The sequence below is a fragment of the Streptomyces sp. NPDC002911 genome, assembly GCF_053591835.1.
Genome location: NZ_JBSFUO010000021.1, coordinates 1 through 15,377 on the forward strand (window position 1 = coordinate 1; position 15,377 = coordinate 15,377).

Annotated in this window: 12 protein-coding genes, 2 tRNA genes, 3 pseudogenes and 1 riboswitch; of the genes and pseudogenes, 7 read left to right on the forward strand and 10 right to left on the reverse strand. The window is 69.7% G+C overall.

Going from position 1 to position 15,377, the window contains the following annotated elements:
* Both ACWD04_RS25525 and ACWD04_RS25530 read left to right on the forward strand, forming a co-directional pair.
* A partial coding sequence (locus tag ACWD04_RS25525) for a transposase (RefSeq protein ID WP_451135658.1) occupies positions 1-349 on the forward strand: 349 nt, incomplete at its 5' end.
* A 152-nt stretch (positions 350-501) separates the two neighbouring features.
* Positions 502-1,344, forward strand: a pseudogene (locus tag ACWD04_RS25530) (PrsW family glutamic-type intramembrane protease); the annotation flags it as partial.
* 4 nt (positions 1,345-1,348) lie between these two features.
* Here ACWD04_RS25530 and ACWD04_RS25535 read toward each other — a convergent pair.
* The 5 genes and pseudogenes from ACWD04_RS25535 to ACWD04_RS25555 form a co-directional block, all read right to left on the reverse strand.
* Positions 1,349-2,293, reverse strand: a complete 945-nt coding sequence (locus tag ACWD04_RS25535; RefSeq protein ID WP_451135660.1) for an aldo/keto reductase — start codon at positions 2,291-2,293, stop codon at positions 1,349-1,351.
* 150 nt (positions 2,294-2,443) lie between these two features.
* Complete coding sequence (locus ACWD04_RS25540; protein ID WP_451135662.1) at positions 2,444-3,484, reverse strand: M23 family metallopeptidase; 1,041 nt, start codon at positions 3,482-3,484, stop codon at positions 2,444-2,446.
* A gap of 11 nt (positions 3,485-3,495) precedes the next feature.
* Positions 3,496-3,648, reverse strand: a riboswitch (cyclic di-AMP (ydaO/yuaA leader).
* Positions 3,649-3,881: 233 nt separating this feature from the next.
* Positions 3,882-5,039 (reverse strand): PP2C family protein-serine/threonine phosphatase, encoded by a 1,158-nt coding sequence (locus ACWD04_RS25545; RefSeq protein ID WP_451135664.1) that lies wholly within the window; start codon positions 5,037-5,039, stop codon positions 3,882-3,884.
* A 135-nt stretch (positions 5,040-5,174) separates the two neighbouring features.
* A pseudogene (locus ACWD04_RS25550) lies at positions 5,175-5,293 on the reverse strand (TipAS antibiotic-recognition domain-containing protein); the annotation flags it as partial.
* Positions 5,294-5,376: 83 nt separating this feature from the next.
* A tRNA-Met gene (locus tag ACWD04_RS25555) sits at positions 5,377-5,450 on the reverse strand.
* Positions 5,451-6,127: 677 nt separating this feature from the next.
* On the opposite strand from ACWD04_RS25555, the gene ACWD04_RS25560 reads away from it, so the two are divergent.
* From ACWD04_RS25560 to ACWD04_RS25570, 3 genes are all read left to right on the forward strand, one after another.
* Complete coding sequence (locus tag ACWD04_RS25560; protein ID WP_451135666.1) at positions 6,128-7,519, forward strand: FAD-binding oxidoreductase; 1,392 nt, start codon at positions 6,128-6,130, stop codon at positions 7,517-7,519.
* 202 nt (positions 7,520-7,721) lie between these two features.
* Positions 7,722-7,874: a hypothetical protein gene (locus ACWD04_RS25565; protein ID WP_451135668.1), complete on the forward strand. Its 153-nt coding sequence runs from the start codon at positions 7,722-7,724 to the stop codon at positions 7,872-7,874.
* A gap of 99 nt (positions 7,875-7,973) precedes the next feature.
* On the forward strand, positions 7,974-8,195 hold the full coding sequence (locus ACWD04_RS25570) for a hypothetical protein (RefSeq protein ID WP_451135670.1): 222 nt from the start codon (positions 7,974-7,976) through the stop codon (positions 8,193-8,195).
* A gap of 49 nt (positions 8,196-8,244) precedes the next feature.
* Here ACWD04_RS25570 and ACWD04_RS25575 read toward each other — a convergent pair whose 3' ends face one another.
* Both ACWD04_RS25575 and ACWD04_RS25580 read right to left on the reverse strand, forming a co-directional pair.
* Positions 8,245-9,582: an ABC transporter substrate-binding protein gene (locus ACWD04_RS25575; RefSeq protein ID WP_451135672.1), complete on the reverse strand. Its 1,338-nt coding sequence runs from the start codon at positions 9,580-9,582 to the stop codon at positions 8,245-8,247.
* Between the two features lie 281 nt (positions 9,583-9,863).
* On the reverse strand, positions 9,864-11,318 hold the full coding sequence (locus tag ACWD04_RS25580; protein WP_451135674.1) for an MFS transporter: 1,455 nt from the start codon (positions 11,316-11,318) through the stop codon (positions 9,864-9,866).
* 211 nt (positions 11,319-11,529) lie between these two features.
* Between ACWD04_RS25580 and ACWD04_RS25585 the strand changes: the two genes are divergently transcribed.
* Positions 11,530-11,985 (forward strand): MarR family winged helix-turn-helix transcriptional regulator, encoded by a 456-nt coding sequence (locus tag ACWD04_RS25585; protein WP_451135676.1) that lies wholly within the window; start codon positions 11,530-11,532, stop codon positions 11,983-11,985.
* A gap of 932 nt (positions 11,986-12,917) precedes the next feature.
* Positions 12,918-13,079 carry a hypothetical protein gene (locus tag ACWD04_RS25590; protein WP_451135678.1) on the forward strand — a complete coding sequence of 54 codons (162 nt, stop codon included), beginning with the start codon at positions 12,918-12,920 and terminating at the stop codon, positions 13,077-13,079.
* Positions 13,080-13,332: 253 nt separating this feature from the next.
* Here the strand turns inward: ACWD04_RS25590 and ACWD04_RS25595 are convergent.
* The 3 genes and pseudogenes from ACWD04_RS25595 to ACWD04_RS25605 form a co-directional block, all read right to left on the reverse strand.
* Positions 13,333-13,406 (reverse strand) — tRNA-Lys (locus tag ACWD04_RS25595).
* Between the two features lie 90 nt (positions 13,407-13,496).
* Positions 13,497-15,053, reverse strand: a complete 1,557-nt coding sequence (locus tag ACWD04_RS25600; protein ID WP_451135680.1) for an amino acid permease — start codon at positions 15,051-15,053, stop codon at positions 13,497-13,499.
* Between the two features lie 103 nt (positions 15,054-15,156).
* Positions 15,157-15,377, reverse strand: a pseudogene (locus tag ACWD04_RS25605) (DEAD/DEAH box helicase); the annotation flags it as partial.

Consider the following 15,377-nt stretch of genomic DNA (forward strand, 5'->3'; position numbering starts at 1 on the left):
CCTGGAGGTCCGTCACCGCGGGCATGCCAGCGTTGAGGACCACATCCGGTGCGGCAAGACCACCGGCTTCGGCCGCTTCCCCTCCCGCGACTTCAACGTCAACGCCGTCTGGCTCGAACTCAGCCTCGCGGCGATCGATCTGCTGGCCTGGACGCGCGTCCTGCTGCTGGACGGGGAGCTGGCCACTGCCGAGCCGAAGAAGCTCCGCTACCGGCTGCTGCACGTCGCCGCCCGCCTCACCCGCGGCGGTCGACGCCTGCGCTTGCGGATATCGGCGACCTGGCCCTGGAGAACCGAACTGGCCACGGCCTTCCATCGCCTCGCCGCACTGCCCCGTCCCGCCGACTGACCGGCAGGCCCCTGACCGCCCACGACCCGAAGGACCCTGGAGAACCCGACCACCGCGCCGGGTCTCCACCATGTCCGAACACCGAAAACGCGTCAGCCACCAGGCAGTTCCCCCTCAACGACACCTCATCGCCCCAACCGAAACGGCGAGGCTATCTCGGCAATGCCTTCGGCGAGGACCAGCAGCTGGGAACCACGGGCTTCGCCTCCGTGACGGCGGGAACGTTCTTCGTCCGCGTGGTGATGTCGCCGTTCGCACACCCTTTGTTCACGGTGTTCTCCGGCATGGGTTTCGGCATCGCGGCGCTCGGCGGCGGGCGCCACCGGGTGCGCCGGATCGTCCTGCCGCTGCTCGGGCTCGTCCTCGCCATGGGCACGCACGCCCTGTGGAACGGCTCGTCGTCCTTCGGACCGTACGGCTTCTACGCGGTGTACGGCGCGTTCATGATGCCGGCCTTCGGCCTGGTGGCCTGGCTGGCGATCTGGTCGCGCCAGCGGGAGCTCGGCACGCTCTCCACCGAGCTGCCGGTGTACGCGGCGGCCGGCTGGCTGGCCCCCGCCGAGCCTCTCGCGCTGGCCTCGATGCGGGCGCGGGGCATGGCCCGCGACATGGCCAGGCACTGGCACAGCCACCCGGACCGCGCCCGGGGCAGGGCCGCGGCCCGCGCCGTCGCGGAGTACGAGTCGTTCGCGACCTCGCTGGCCATGCTGCGCCGGAGGGCGCGCCACGACGGCGCGGGAGCGGACTTCGCAGTCCGCGAGCGGGAGTTGCTGCACCACCTCTGGCAGCGCCGGGACATCGCGGGCCCGGCCCTGACGTACGCGGCCCACGCGACGGGCCGGCTCCGCGCCCACCGGCCGCCCGCGCCGCCGCCGTTCCCCCGGCAGCCCTCCCACGGCGGGCCGCCTCCGCAGCACATCCCCGCACCGCACCGGCATTACGGCGGCTACAACCCGTACCTGGAGGACGGCGGGCGCCGCACACCGCCCGGTTAGAGCGTCAGGCAGAAGCCTCGGTCAACTCCGCCACCTGCTGCTCGGTCAGCCGCAGGTCAGCCACCGACACCAGCGCCGGCAGCTGTCCGACCGTACGCGCGGAGGCGATCGGCGCGGTCACGGTCGGCTGGGCTGCCAGCCAGGCGAGGGCGACCGTGGCGATCTCGGCGTCGTGCTCCTGGGCGATCCTGTCGAGCGCCGCGAGCACCTTGCGGCCGCGCTCGGTCTCCAGGTGCCGGCCCGCGCCCTCGGCCCGTGCGCTCTCGACGGCTGCCCCCGCCCGGTACTTGCCGGTGAGGAAGCCCGAGGCGAGCGCGAAGTACGGGACCGCGGCGAGACCGGCGCCGGCCGCCGTGTCCTGGAGCGCGCCCTCATAGGTGTCGCGCGAGACGAGGTTGTAGTGCGGCTGCAGTGCGACGTAGCGGGCCAGGCCCTCGCGCTCGGAGAAGTCCAGGGATGCCTGGAGCCGCGCGGGGCTGATGTTGGAGGCGGCTATCTCCCGCACCGTGCCGGCCTTCACCAGCTGGTCGAGCGCGGTGATGATCTCCTCGACGGGGACGCTCTCGTCGTCGAAGTGCGTGTAGTAGAGGTCGATGTGGTCGGTGCCGAGCCGGCGCAGCGACGCCTCCGCCGCCTCCTTGACGGTGGTGGGCGAGAGCCCCTTGTACGCGGGGTGGGCGCCGACCTTGGTAGCGATGACGACGTCGTCGCGGCGGGAACGGGCGGCCAGCCATTTGCCGATGAGGGTCTCCGACTCACCGCCCTCGTTGCCCGGGACCCAGGCCGAGTAATAATCGGCGGTGTCGATGAAGTTGCCGCCTGCCGCCACGTACGCGTCGAGGACGGCGAAGGTCCCGTCCTCGTCGGCGGTCCAGCCGAAGACGTTGCCGCCGAGGGCGAGAGGGAAGACCTGGAGGCTCGATGAACCGAGCGGGCGCCGAGATGTCATGTCCAGGAACAACCGGTCGGCTCAGGCAACTATTCCGGTGCACGTCCACGGCGCACAATCCGGAAAACCCTGACGAGTCCCCGTCCCGGACGGACCGGCGGCCCTGACGTACGGGGGGCGTGCGTCAGGGCCGCCGGGATTCCGAGGGGCTCAGATCGTGAGGCCCTTACCGCGCAGCCAGCTCATCGGGTCGATGCCCGAGCCGTCCGCGGTGTGGATCTCCAGGTGCAGGTGCGCGCCGGTCACATTGCCGGTCGCGCCGACGCGGCCGATGGTCTGGCCGGTGGTGACCTTCTGGCCTGCCGCCACGTCCATCGACGACTGGTGGCAGTACCAGACCTCGGTGCCGTCGTCGAGTTCCAGGACCGTGCGGTAGCCGTACGAGCCGGAGTAGCCGGCCGACTTCACCGTTCCACTGTGGACGGCCTTGACCGGGGTGCCGGTCGGGGCCGCGAAGTCCAGCCCGGTGTGGTGGCCGGAGGACCACATCGAACCGGCCTGGCCGAAGGTCGAGCTGATGTAGTACGAGGAGGTCGGCACGGCGTAGCTGGCGGCGAGCTTGGCGAGACGCTCGGCCTCCGCCTTCTTCTTCGCCGCTGCCGCCGCCGCCTTCTTCTTCGCCGCCGCCTCGGCCTCGGCGTCGCTCTGCTGCTTTGCCGCCTGGGCCGCGGCCCACTCGACCGCCGCCTGCTCCTCCGCGGCCTTGGCCTCGGCGTCGGCTCCGGCCTGCTGCTGCTCGGCCTGCTGGAGGATGCGGGCGCGAAGCGCCTCGCCGGCGTCGGTGGTGCCCTGCTCGGCCTCGGCGGCGGTGATGCCCGCGGTGGTGAGCGGAGAGGACGCGGCGACCGTCTCGTGGTCCGAGCCGGAGTCGTCGGACATGAACGCGCCGACACCGGGAAGGGACTTGGCGTCGGGGAGATTGTCCGCGATGGAATCGGGAAGAGAAATGGAGACCGGCGGCTTGCTCTGAGCGGTGGCCATGCCACCCGCTCCGACGGCCGCGATGACCCCGACGCCGAGGACGGTGGAGCTACGGGCGAGGCCGCGCTGCTTGGCTACGCGATGCCGGCCGCGTACGGGACGGATGGACTCCTCGGTGGGGTTCCATTCCTCCCACGTCCTGTCCTCATCACCGAAGCTGCCGGTCCTGAAGGATGACGGTGCCTCGGGGGCAGGCTGATTGGACGCCACGTGGGCGCACTCCTTTCCTTCCTTCTCGCCTACCGGGTTAGCTGACGGGTTCGGAGCAGGAAGGTCTCCTACGGGCCCCTTCGTCTCTCGCGAGACACAGGTGTCCGATTCACCCCATGTAGGTGGTTCCCCGGTTCCCTTGCGGAATTCGGCGCTGCGCACGGTGCCGCCTCTTGCGACGACAGGTACAACCGCGCTGCGTTATCGAACGTTAATAGACACCCGGGTCCCATTCCAAGCTGTTCCCGTAGATCATTCGCCACTCCGGCCTGGACTTTCATGGGTCAATCGGTCACAAACGGGCGACTTGAGCACCCTTCACCCGGGCAGCAGTTTCTGACGGTGCGTCAAATGTTATGCGGAGCGGGGTCCTTCGACTACCGACGGTCGCGACCGGTCATTCACTGTCCCGCCGCACGATCTTCACCTTCGTCCGCCGCTCCTGCTGCCCCCGCGCGGGACGCCCGACGGCGAGGAGCGCCAAGTCGTCCGTCGACCGGCCGCCGGTGTGCAGCCGTACGTCGTCGGTGAGCGCGGACAGCAGTTCCTCGGGCCCCGGGAAGAGCCGGCCGCGAAGCCGGGCCGCAGGATCGTAGAAGACGCCCTTCGCGTCCCGCGCCTCGGAAAGGCCGTCGGTGAACGTCAGGAACATCGCACCGGCCGGCAGCGTCCACACGTCCGACCGGTCCGGCCACACGTCCAGCCCCATCCCGAGCGGCAGTGCGGGCACGGTCGGAGCCAGCACCTCCAGCGCCCCGTCCGCGTGCAGCACGAGCGGCTCGGGGTGACCGCGGTTGATGACCCGAAGCGTGTCCGATCCGGCCGGGATCTCCGCGAGGACAGCGGTGACGAACCCCTCCATGGAGTCGAGCCCGCCCCGCCGCGAGCTCTCACGGGCAAGCGCCCGTTCCAGCCGCTGGACCACCCCCTCCAGCGACAGCTCCTGTTCCGCCGCCTCCCGGAACGCCCCGATCACGACGGCCACCGCCGCCACGGCGTCCAGCCCCTTGCCCCGTACGTCACCGAGGACCAGGCGCACCCCGTACGGAGTGTCCGTGACGGCGTACAGGTCGCCGCCGACGAACTCGTCCGCCTGCGCCGCCTCGTACCTCGCCGCGACCAGCAGCCCCCCGATCCGGTCCTCGGGTGTCGGGAGCACCGCGCGCATCGCCGTCTCCGCGATGACCCTGGCCGATGCCAGCTGCTCGTTCCCCCGGCGTACGACGCGGTTGATGACGAGGGAGAGCGCCGCGACGGTGAACAGGGTGAGCAGATCGGTGACGGGCACGACCTCGGCGAGCATGCCGTCCGAGACCCGGATGGCGAGCACGACGAGGATCGAGACCACTCCGACCCGCACGGTGCGGGCCAGCGAGAAGAACGGGGCGGCGATCAGCGGGGCGGCCGCGAAGAGCGGCACAGCGGTGACCTCGGACGGCGTCGCGAGGTCGAAGATCACTCCGGCGCAGATCATCAGGGCGGGCAGCGCGCGCACGAACCGCCGGGAACGAGCGTTCCCGGCAGCGCCCCCTCGCCGTCCGTCCCGCTTCCCCACCTGTGCGCTCCTACCCGGTCCACCCAAGGCTGCGGACGGTACCGCGCTCCACCCGGGCTTGCCGGAGCCGCGCCGAGCGGCGACTCGTCATCGGCCGAAGGGAGGAGTCGCCGGAGCCCCGCCGCCTACCGGGGGTCAGTCGGAAAGCCGGTGCTGCGCGTAGATCGTCAGTGCATCCCGAACGAAGACGGCCGTTCCGTCTCCATACCGATCGTAGTTCCTCCGAGGCGCGGACCGGCGACGTACATCTCGTCAAAGTCAACCCCCGCACCGGCGGACGGGGACGCACACGACAGAGGCCCGAATCCTTGGAAGGATCCGGGCCTCTGTCTTCTAGTAGCGGGGACAGGATTTGAACCTGCGACCTCTGGGTTATGAGCCCAGCGAGCTACCGAGCTGCTCCACCCCGCGCCGTTGTGATTGCAACTCTACGCCATCCGGGAGGGTGCTCCGACCACTTACGGCAGCCACTCCCCACCACCCCTCGCGACCGGAGAACCTCCCGAGCCGACGTCATACGTCAACAGAGGCCGCACATAGCGGAGTTGCCGGACGCAATAGCTGTCCGAAAAAGTTTCCGCACCCCCGATCTCGCGTATCGCCTGTCCGGAGGGCCTCCCCTCGTGTCCACACGGCGCAGACCCGCGATCCACCCGGCCGCACCGTCGACCCTGCGCGTCTCCCTCGTCGGCGGACTGATCGGCGCCGTGCCCGGCCCGGTGATCAGCGCAGCCGTCACCTGCCCGGCCGTCGGTGTGCCCGAGAGTGACTCGGTGCACGCACTCAACCACGGGACGTCGGGCTTGCTCAGCGGGTTTCGCGGCCGGGCTCGTGGCGCTCCTGCGCAGGAGCCCGGGGAAGTCCGCGGTCGTGCCCGCGCCGCAGGGATGACCCCACGCCGTGCCCCGGGCGGGGCGCGGCGCTCCGCGATTGCGCGGCGTCCGGAGCGGCGGGACGCTGGAAGGACAAGCCTTTCGGTGTTCGGTCCCGTCTGCGCGGCATCCTTCGGGTGCCGGTGCAGGCCCAGCAGCCTCACCCGATGCGACGGTGGCAGGGGAGGCCGGGCGCGTGCGCGTCAGGAGACGGATATGGACGGCGCCCTGCTCGAAACGATGAGAACCGCTCTGCGCGGCCCGGTCATCGGGCCGGACGACCAGGAGTACGGCCGGGCCCGTACGGTCTACAACGCCATGATCGACAAGAAGCCGGCGGCCGTGGTCGCGTGCCGCGACACGGCGGACGTCATGGCGGCCGTCGACTTCGTCCGTGAGCACGGCCTGGACGTGGCCGTCCGGGGCGGCGGGCACAGCGGCCCCGGCCTCGGCCTCTGCGACGACGCCGTCACGATCGATCTCTCCCCCATGCGCGGTGTGCGGGTCGACCCCGCCACCCAGACCGCCCAGGCCGACGGCGGGGCGACGTTGGGCGATTTCGACCACGCCACCCACGCGTTCGGCCTCGCCACTCCGGCGGGGATCATGTCCACGACCGGCATCGGCGGCCTCACCCTCGGCGGCGGTCACGGCTACCTCACACGGAAGTACGGCCTCTCGGTGGACAATCTGGTCTCCGCGGACGTGGTCCTGGCCGACGGCAGCTTCGTCGCCACGAACCCGAGCGAGCACCCCGACCTGTTCTGGGCGCTGCGCGGCGGCGGCGGCAACTTCGGCATCGTCACGTCGTTCGACTTCGAGCTGCACCCCGTGGACACGGTGGGGGTCGCCATCACCGTATGGCCCCTGGAACTCATCCACGACGTCATGCGCTGGTACCGCGACTTCCTGCCGCAGGCACCGGACGACCTGTACGGCTTCTTCGCCTCGCTGACCGTCCCGCCCGGCCCGCCCTTCCCCGAGGAGATCCACGGGCAGAGGATGTGCGGCGTCGTCTGGTCCTCGACGGCGGACCCCGAAGCCCTGGGCGAAACCCTCGCCGTGGTGAACGATCCGGGGCCGCCCGCCTTCCACTTCACGGCGCCCATGCCCTATCCGGCCCTGCAGTCCCTGTTCGACACCCTGCTGCCGACCGGTCTGCAGTGGTACTGGCGCGGCGACTTCTTCGACCGGATCACGGACGACGCCGTCGACGTGCACGCCTCCTTCGCGGAGAAGCTCCCCACCGGCCTGTCGACGATGCACCTGTACCCGGTCGACGGGGCCGCGGGCCGGGTCGCCCGCGACGACACAGCCTGGGCGTACCGCGACGCGCTCTGGTCCGGCGTCATCGCCGGCATCGACCCCGACCCGGTCAACGCGGCGGCACTGCGGGAATGGGCCGTCGGCTACTGGGAGGCCCTACACCCGCATTCCATGGGCGGCGGCTACGTGAACTTCCTCGGCACGGGCGAGTCCCAGGACCGCGTCCGGGCCACGTACCGCGGGCACTACGACCGGCTCGCGGAGGCCAAGCGGGCCTACGACCCGCACAACCTCTTCCACGCAAACCAGAACATCGAGCCCGCACCACCGCACCGACCGTGACGCCCGGCTCGCAATACCGAGGGAAACCCGTGCTGGGAGGGTTACAGTCTGCATGCACCGCATGATGATTCCGGACGCCCCCGGAGCGGCGCGGCACCGGTAGCGGCACCTCGTAGCCCTATCGGTCGGGACCAGTCCAGGATTTTCCGCAGCGGCTCGGTCACGGGGCTCTCACCGCACACCTACCTACAGGACACCTGAGATGACCGACATGCCTGCCCGCACGACCCAGCGGCACTCCGACAGCGCGAGCGCGACCGCCGACCCGGGTTCCGCGGCCCCGCTGCCCACGCCGCAGTACGCGAACCTGTTCATGGAGCCCGATCTGCCGCCGGTCACCGACGAACCCGAATGACCGGCGGCCCGTGCCCGGCCCCGAGTGACCGGCCCTGGTGACCGGCCCTCAGTGACCGACCCTCAGTGACCGGCCCGGCCGCACGGTCGTTGGGAGACCATGCGCATCCGTATCGGCGTGGTCGTCCTCGCAGTGGTCCTGCTGATCGCCGCGTTCATTTCGAACATCCCGTCCGAGGCCGAGACCGAGGCGGCCTGCCGGAGGGCCCTCGACAACACGTCGACGTGGACCAGCCGGCCGGACATCTGCCTGGAGGTGTCCGCGGAGACCTACCGGACGTTCCTCCTCATGTACGAGCTGCGGGAAGAGGGCCTGGACTGACGCCGCCCACGGCATGACGGTGGGCGGGCGTACGTGACCGGAGGGCGGCTCAGCCCTGCTGCTTCCACTCCGCCTGGGCCTCGTCGAGATTCTCGGCGAGCGTGTCCAGGAAGTCCTTGGCGCTCGTCTTGCCGAGCAGCACCTTCTGGAAGCCCGATTCGCTGTCGGCCTTGGACAGGGTGTTCCAGTCCGGCAGGTAGTAGGGAAGCTGGACGATCTTGGTGTCGCCGGAGAACAGCGCCTCGGCACCGAGCTTGGTGGTCTCGGCCCGGTCGAGCCAGGGGTCCTCGGCGGCTTCCTTGTTGGCCGGGATCAGGCCCGCGGACTCGCTGAACTTGGAGTTCGAGGCGTGGGACGCGGCGAACTCGATGAACTTCCATCCCGCCGCCTTGTTCTCGGACGACTTGAGCAGACCGAGGCCGGAGACCGGGTTGGAGACCATCACCCGTGTGCCGTCGGCCAGTTCGGGCTGCGGGATGCCCCGGAACTTGTCGACGCCGAGCGAGCTCACGTGGTCCTGGTAGGAGCCCAGGTTGTGGTTGAGCATGGCGATGCTGCCGGAGTCGAACTGGGCGACCATCTTCGTGAAGTCGTTGTTGAGGTCGGCCTCCGGGGTGGCCTTCTTGTACAGACCGACGTACTTCTCCAGTGCCGCGACGTTCTTCGGGTCGTTGACCGTGGTCTTCGTCTCGGAGTCGTCCCAGAAGGAGTCGATGCCCGACTGGCCGTACATCGCGTCCAGCGCCTGGGCGATGGAGCCCGGGCCGCCGCGGATCGTGTAGCCGAACTGGTTCTTCTGCTTGTCCGTCAGCTTCGCCGCGGCCTTGTAGAACTCGTCCCACGTGTCCGGCTCGCCCAGCCCGGCCTTCTTGAACAGGTCGGTGCGGTAGTAGAGGACGCCGTTGGTGGCGGAGATCGGCACCGTGTACGTCTCGTCCCGGCCGGCGGCGCTCCGTAGGTTCTCGATCATCGCCTCGTTGAGCTTGCCCTTGAGGGAGCTCCCCTCGATCCGGTCGTCCAGCGGCTCCAGCGCGTCCTGCGCGGTGATCCCGGCGACCATCGCGGCACCCACCCCGCCGACGTCCGGCAGCCCGCCGCCCTGGATGGCGGTGTCGTACTTGGACTGGGCCTCGGTGGAGGCGATGCCCACGTACTGCACGTCGATGTCCGGGTTCGCCTTCTCGAAGTCGGCGATGATCTCCTTCCAGATCGCGGTACGGACACCGCCGTTCTCGTCCCAGAACACGATCTTCCCGGTCCCCGAGCCCTCGGCGCCCTTCGCACCCGTGCTGCCGCTGCCGTCGTCACCGCAGGCGGTGGCGGTGAGGGCCAGGGCGGAGGCCAGGGATATCGCGGCGGCGAGGCGGCTGTTGCGGGGCTTGATCATGGTCGGCTCTCTTCTCTGAGTGCTCACCTGCGCGGCATCGGCCAACGGGCCGCCGCAGCATGAAGCCGTCGGGGGGACATAGGGCGCTGGGCTCTCATATCGCGTCTCATATATGACATACGAAGGGCAACGCGAAGAACGTAAGTCGGCCCACTCCCACGGTCAATGCCCGTGCAGCAGAAACTTCCGGAGGCCCGGTACGGCCACGGGGAGCGCCCCGGCCGTCCGAACCGGTCAGGGCGCCTTCAGAAGGTCGTACGGGTCGCGCTCGGTGGCCGTGGTCAGGCTTCGACCGTGACCTCGCCCGAGGTGGTGGAGCCCGCGTTGTCGGCGTCCGCGGCGGGACGGACGAGGCCCGGGATGCACGCGGCTACCGCGGCGGCGACGAGGGCGACACCGCAGCCCAGCATCAGACCGACCCGGAAGCCGTCTTCGGAGGCGAGCGAGAAGCCGCCGAGGTCGATCGTCATCTGCGCCAGCACCACACCGATGACGGCCGACCCGATGGTGGTACCCAGCGAGCGCATCAGGGTGTTGAAACCGTTGGCCGCGGCGGTCTCCGAGAGCGGGACCGAGCTCATGATCAGGGCGGGCATCGCGCCGTAGGCGAGGCCGACGCCGCTGTTGATGACGATACCGACGATCATCAGGCCCCAGGCGGAGCCCATGAGGAACAGGGAGATGCCGTAGCCCAGGGAGATCACGAGCGCGCCGAGCACGAGGGCGATCTTGGGTCCGCGCGCATTGATCAGCTTCCCGCCGAGCGGGGAGACGATCATCATCATCACGCCGCCGGGGGCCATCCAGAGGCCGGCGGCCAGCATCGACTGACCGAGGCCGTAGCCCGTGGCCTCGGGGAACTGCAGCAGCTGCGGCGCGATCAGCATGAAGGAGTACATGCCGACGCCGACCAGGATCGACGAGACGTTGGTCAGCAGCACGCGCGGGCGGGCGGTGGTGCGCAGGTCGACCAGCGGGTCCCGGGTACGCAGCTCGTAGAACCCCCAGGCTCCGAGCGCCACGACCGCCACGGCGAACAGACCGAGCGTGTTGCCCGAACCCCAGCCCCAGTCGGCACCCTTGGAGATCGCCAGCAGGAGGGACACGAGCCCGATGGCGAGCCCGATCGCGCCGGGCGCGTCGAAGCGCTGCCCCTTGGCTCCGGCCGGGACATCAGGGACGAAGGACCAGATGAGTGCGGCGACGATCAGCGCGAGGACCGCGGAGCCCCAGAACAGCACACGCCAGCTGGTGTATTCGGCTACGGCGGCGGAGATCGGCAGGCCGAGGGCGCCGCCGATGCCCATGGAGGCACTGACGAGGGCGATCGAGCCGCTGAGCTTCTCGGCGGGCACCACGTCGCGCAGCAGCGCGATACCCAGCGGCACCATGCCCATGCCCATGCCCTGGAGGCCTCGCCCGACGATCATCGGGACCACGGAGGAGGCCAGTGCACACACCACGGAGCCGACGACCAGCGGGACGGCGCAGGCCAGCAGCATCCGGCGCTTGCCGAGGAGGTCACCGAGCCGGCCGGTGACCGGTACGCACACAGCGGCGACCAGGAGGGTGACCGTGACCACCCAGGCGGCGTTCGAGGACGAGGTGTCCAGGATCCGTGGCAGCTCGGCGATGAGCGGGGTCACCAGCGTCTGCATGACCGCGGCGACGGTGCCGGCGAGTGCCAGTGTCGTGATCACACCGCCTGCGCGGGCTGTGGGCTGGGGGGCGTCCATGGAGCGGTCCTCGGCTATCTGTCATCTGGTCGGTGGAGCTTTGCATCGTACACGTGCTTTGCATCATGCACATGACGTGGTCCATACACTTTCTCGTGAACATACGATGACGTCAGCACGCACGACCGCACGGCGACGGCACGACGACGGCACGCACGACGGCACGACGACACACCGGCCTCGCCCGGCAGGAAGCAGGAGGTGCCCGCGCATGAACAGGGCAACGCAAGAGGTCGAGTACGAGCAGATGCTGCTCAGCCGTCACGGCCTGCTGAACCAGAGGAAGGGACGCCGTAAGGACGGCCTCCTGGAGCGCAGCGCGTACGTCCTGCTCAGCCGCATCCGCGTCCAGGGGCCGATGTCCGTCGGCGAGCTCAGCGAAGCCTTCGATCTCGACGTCTCCACGCTCAACCGGCAGACCGCCGCTGTCATGCGCGCCGGCTTCGTGGAGCGGATTCCCGACCCGGACGGGGGCATGGCCCGCAAGTTCCGCATCACCGAGGAGGGCGCGAAGACCCTCGACGCGGAACGCGAGGGCATGGTCAGCTCCCTGGAGCGCGTCATGGCCGACTGGTCCGAGGAGGACATCTCCGCCTTCGCCACCTATCTGCGGCGCTTCAATTCCGACATCGAACGCATCGGCGGCCGCCACTGGCCACGGCCCTAGGCCACGCCGCACGGAAGGGGCGCCCCCCTCGGGGCGCCCGGTCCGGCGACTGAGCACCCCAACCGGCCCTGGTTGCCCGCGGTCGGGCTCCGCGGGTGTGGGACGCGAGGCGGCCTGCGAACGTGAACGAGGTCGAGCGGGCAGGCCCCCGCTCCGGCCCTGGGCCGCCCTCAAAGGCGAGACGACTGTCACTTTGCGAACGTAGGTATGGGTACTCATGCCGCAACCACCGCCCCGACGGCATCGTGTGTCTCACACCGAGCAACACGGTTTCCTCACGTCGGAGTCGGAGATGGCTGCCTCGTCGCACACCTCCGGTGACACCAGCGGCTGGTCCCGCCAGCGCCCCGTCTCAGCTGCACCGTCCTGGTGACCGTCTCTCGATCGTGGCCGCGATCCCGGCTCGCCGGGATCGGGCGCCTCCGCGAACGGGGCTGCACGCGGGTCTGTCTTCCGCTCCGTGCAGGGGCGGCTTCTTGAGGACGGTGGCAGGGAGAGTGAAGGGTATGGCGATGTGTAAGAAGTGCGGTACACGGAAGCACCGTTGGTTCCGCTCCTGTTCCCGGGGTCGCTCCAGGTCGTCGGATCGGGGGGACAAGGCCTTGGAGGCCGCCGAGCTGGCTGTGGAGACGGGACTGCTCGGGTGGATCGGGCGAGGCGTCATGGGCGTTGTGCGGCTGGTACTGCGCACGATCGGTTGACCGGCACGGCGCCAAGGCGCCTCCCGCCCTCCGAACGTCGCGTCCGCGGAATGCCGAGGCACGGCCGGTCTCCCGGCGAGTTGTAACAAAAAGCGCAATTCGTCGGGTACTTGGAATCGCCGCGCTGCCACCTGGACCACTACCGGACGAAGGAGGGGAAGGCCGTGATGTGTGATGAAGCACAATCGAGCCTTGCCGTGCCTTGCCGAGGAAGAGGGTCAGGAGGCAACCGTGCTCGGTGATTCCGCCTACGGCACCGGCCACCTGTGCCAACAGCTGCGGGCCGGCGGCCACACGCTGCTGATCACGGCGCCACCGCTGCTGCAGGCCGTCCCCGGCGGCTGCACCATCGATGACTTCCTCATCGACACGGCGGCCGGCGCCGCGACCTGACCGGCTGGACACACCGTGACAGCCCCACGACGAGATACCTCAGCAGCCTTCCAGCCGACGCCGTAGCGGCCATCGAGGAGGCCCTGGAGCCTCTTCCCGGCCTGTCGGCCCCGCACAAGTAGCGCCGGTTGGCGCTCCATCGCGGAGCGTCCGCTCACGCACGGGCCCGGCAAACGACTGAGCGCCCCTTCAGGCCGAAACCAGAAGGGACGCTCAGTGCCAGGTCAGAAGGATATCTCCTGCCTGTGATCGGTAGGCCGTGTGGGACTCGAACCCACAACCAACGGATTAAAAGTCCGCTGCTCTGACCAATTGAGCTAACGGCCCGGGATGGATCACCCCCGAGCATAGCTTCCCCGGGCCCGGCAGCCGATCGGGTATCGGGTACCGGGCCCTGTCGCGCCCGGGGCGGGCCGGTCAGTCCGTGCTTTCGTCCGCAATCGTGCGCTTGTGATCCGGGGCGGGCGGCTTGAGGAACCAGTGGCGCGCGGACACCACCCACCAGACGGCGGCGAAGCCGAGCACCACCAGGACGGCCAGAGGCGCGTAGTTGAAGCTCTCCCACGTGACCGGGGACACCTGGGGCAGCATGAAGAGCACCGTGATCACCGCGACCCAGGACACCGCGACGATACCGATGGGCCGGGACCACCGGCCGAGGTGCCAGGGGCCCCTGACGAAGTCGTCACCCCGCAGCAGCCTGAGCAGGGTGGGGATGACGTAGGCGATGTAGAGGCCGATGACCGCGATCGACGTCACGGCGGCGTACGCGGTGTCGTTGATGAGGTACGGGAGGCCGAGAGCCAGGGCGCCGAGCGCGGCCAGCCAGACCGCCGCCACGGGGGTGCGGGTGCGGGGGCTGACCGTGTGCCAGACACGGGAGAAGGGCAACGCCCCGTCGCGTGAGAAGGCGTAGATCATGCGGCTGTTGGCGGTCACCGAGGCCATCCCGCAGAACAGCTGCGCGCCGATCACGACGAGCAGCAGGAGCTTGCCCGTGGTGGCTCCCAGTGCGTCCAGGAGGATCTGGGCGGGCGGGGCGCCGGTCGGGGAGTTCAGGGCACCGTCGTACGACTGGATGGCGAAGGTGAAGCCCAGCAGGAGCACGAAGCCGGCGATCCAGGACGTCCAGATGGACTGCACGATGCCGCGCGGCCCTGCCACGGCCGCGTCGTGGGTCTCCTCCGTCATGTGGGCGGAGGCGTCGTAGCCGGTGAAGGTGTACTGCGCCATCAGCAGGCCGATCATCACGACGTAGAAGCCGCTGCCCCAGCCGGTGTTGTTGACGAACTCGGTGAAGACGTACGACGCCGACCGGTGCGAGTCCGGTACGAAGGTGAGCGCGCCGACGATGACGGCGACACCGACGACGTGCCACCAGACGCTGATGTTGTTGAGGACGGCGACGATACCGACGCCGAAGGTGTTCAGCAGCCCGTGCAGGACCAGGATCGCCGCGAAGAGCAGGATGGTACGGCCGGGAGTGACCTCGAAGCCGAACTGGAGGTTCAGGTACGCCCCGAGGAAGGACGCCGCCCCGAAGTCGATGCCGGCGGTGACGGCGACCTGGCCCAGCACGTTGAACCAGCCGGCGAACCAGGCCCACGCCGCGGCCGACCGCGGCGGGGCGAGGCGATGGGCCCAGAAGTACAGGCCTGCGGACGTCGGGTACGCGGAACAGATCTCGGCCATCGCCAGGCCGACGAACAGCGTCATCAGCCCGACGCCGACCCATCCCCAGGTGATGACGGCGGGCCCGCCGGTGTTCATGCCGAACAGATACAGCGTCAGGCAGCCGGAGAGCACCGAGATGATCGTGAACGAGACGGCGTAGTTGGAGAAGGCGGACATCCGGCGGGCGAGCACCTGGGTGTAGCCGAGTTCGGCGAGCCGTTCCTCGTCGGAGAGGGCGGCCCGAGAACCCTGAAGAGCGTCGGGTGGTGGCTCGGCGGCCACCGCTTCGTCGTTTGTCATGCCCCCAGCGATGCCCTCGGGGGCTCTCCGGAAACGCCTCGGGGCCCGTACACCACCGAAGTGCTGTACGGGCCCCGAGGACCGCTCAGTGAGTCAGCCGGACTCAGCCGTTGCGCTTCCAGCGCGGCTTGTCGTCACGGCGGCCGAAGGTGCCGGTTCCGGTACCCGTGCCGGTGCCACCACGGTGGTCGTCGCGGCGGCCGGTCGGACGGTCGCTGCCGCCGGAGCGGACGCCGCCCGCGGGACGGTCGTCCCGACGGTCACGGTTGAACGGGCGGTCGCTACCGCCGGAGCGGAAGCCACCGGAAGGACGCTCGTCACGAC

What these genes read in the sequence shown, in the direction of transcription:
- ACWD04_RS25600 (WP_451135680.1), bottom strand. Translation starts at nt 15,053, where the DNA reads ATGACAAACGACGAAGCGGTGGCCGCCGAGCCACCACCCGACGCTCTT.
- ACWD04_RS25560 (WP_451135666.1), top strand. Translation starts at nt 6,128, where the DNA reads ATGGACGGCGCCCTGCTCGAAACGATGAGAACCGCTCTGCGCGGCCCG.
- ACWD04_RS25565 (WP_451135668.1), top strand. Translation starts at nt 7,722, where the DNA reads ATGACCGACATGCCTGCCCGCACGACCCAGCGGCACTCCGACAGCGCG.
- ACWD04_RS25585 (WP_451135676.1), top strand. Translation starts at nt 11,530, where the DNA reads ATGAACAGGGCAACGCAAGAGGTCGAGTACGAGCAGATGCTGCTCAGC.
- ACWD04_RS25580 (WP_451135674.1), bottom strand. Translation starts at nt 11,318, where the DNA reads ATGGACGCCCCCCAGCCCACAGCCCGCGCAGGCGGTGTGATCACGACA.
- ACWD04_RS25535 (WP_451135660.1), bottom strand. Translation starts at nt 2,293, where the DNA reads ATGACATCTCGGCGCCCGCTCGGTTCATCGAGCCTCCAGGTCTTCCCT.
- ACWD04_RS25575 (WP_451135672.1), bottom strand. Translation starts at nt 9,582, where the DNA reads ATGATCAAGCCCCGCAACAGCCGCCTCGCCGCCGCGATATCCCTGGCC.
- ACWD04_RS25570 (WP_451135670.1), top strand. Translation starts at nt 7,974, where the DNA reads ATGCGCATCCGTATCGGCGTGGTCGTCCTCGCAGTGGTCCTGCTGATC.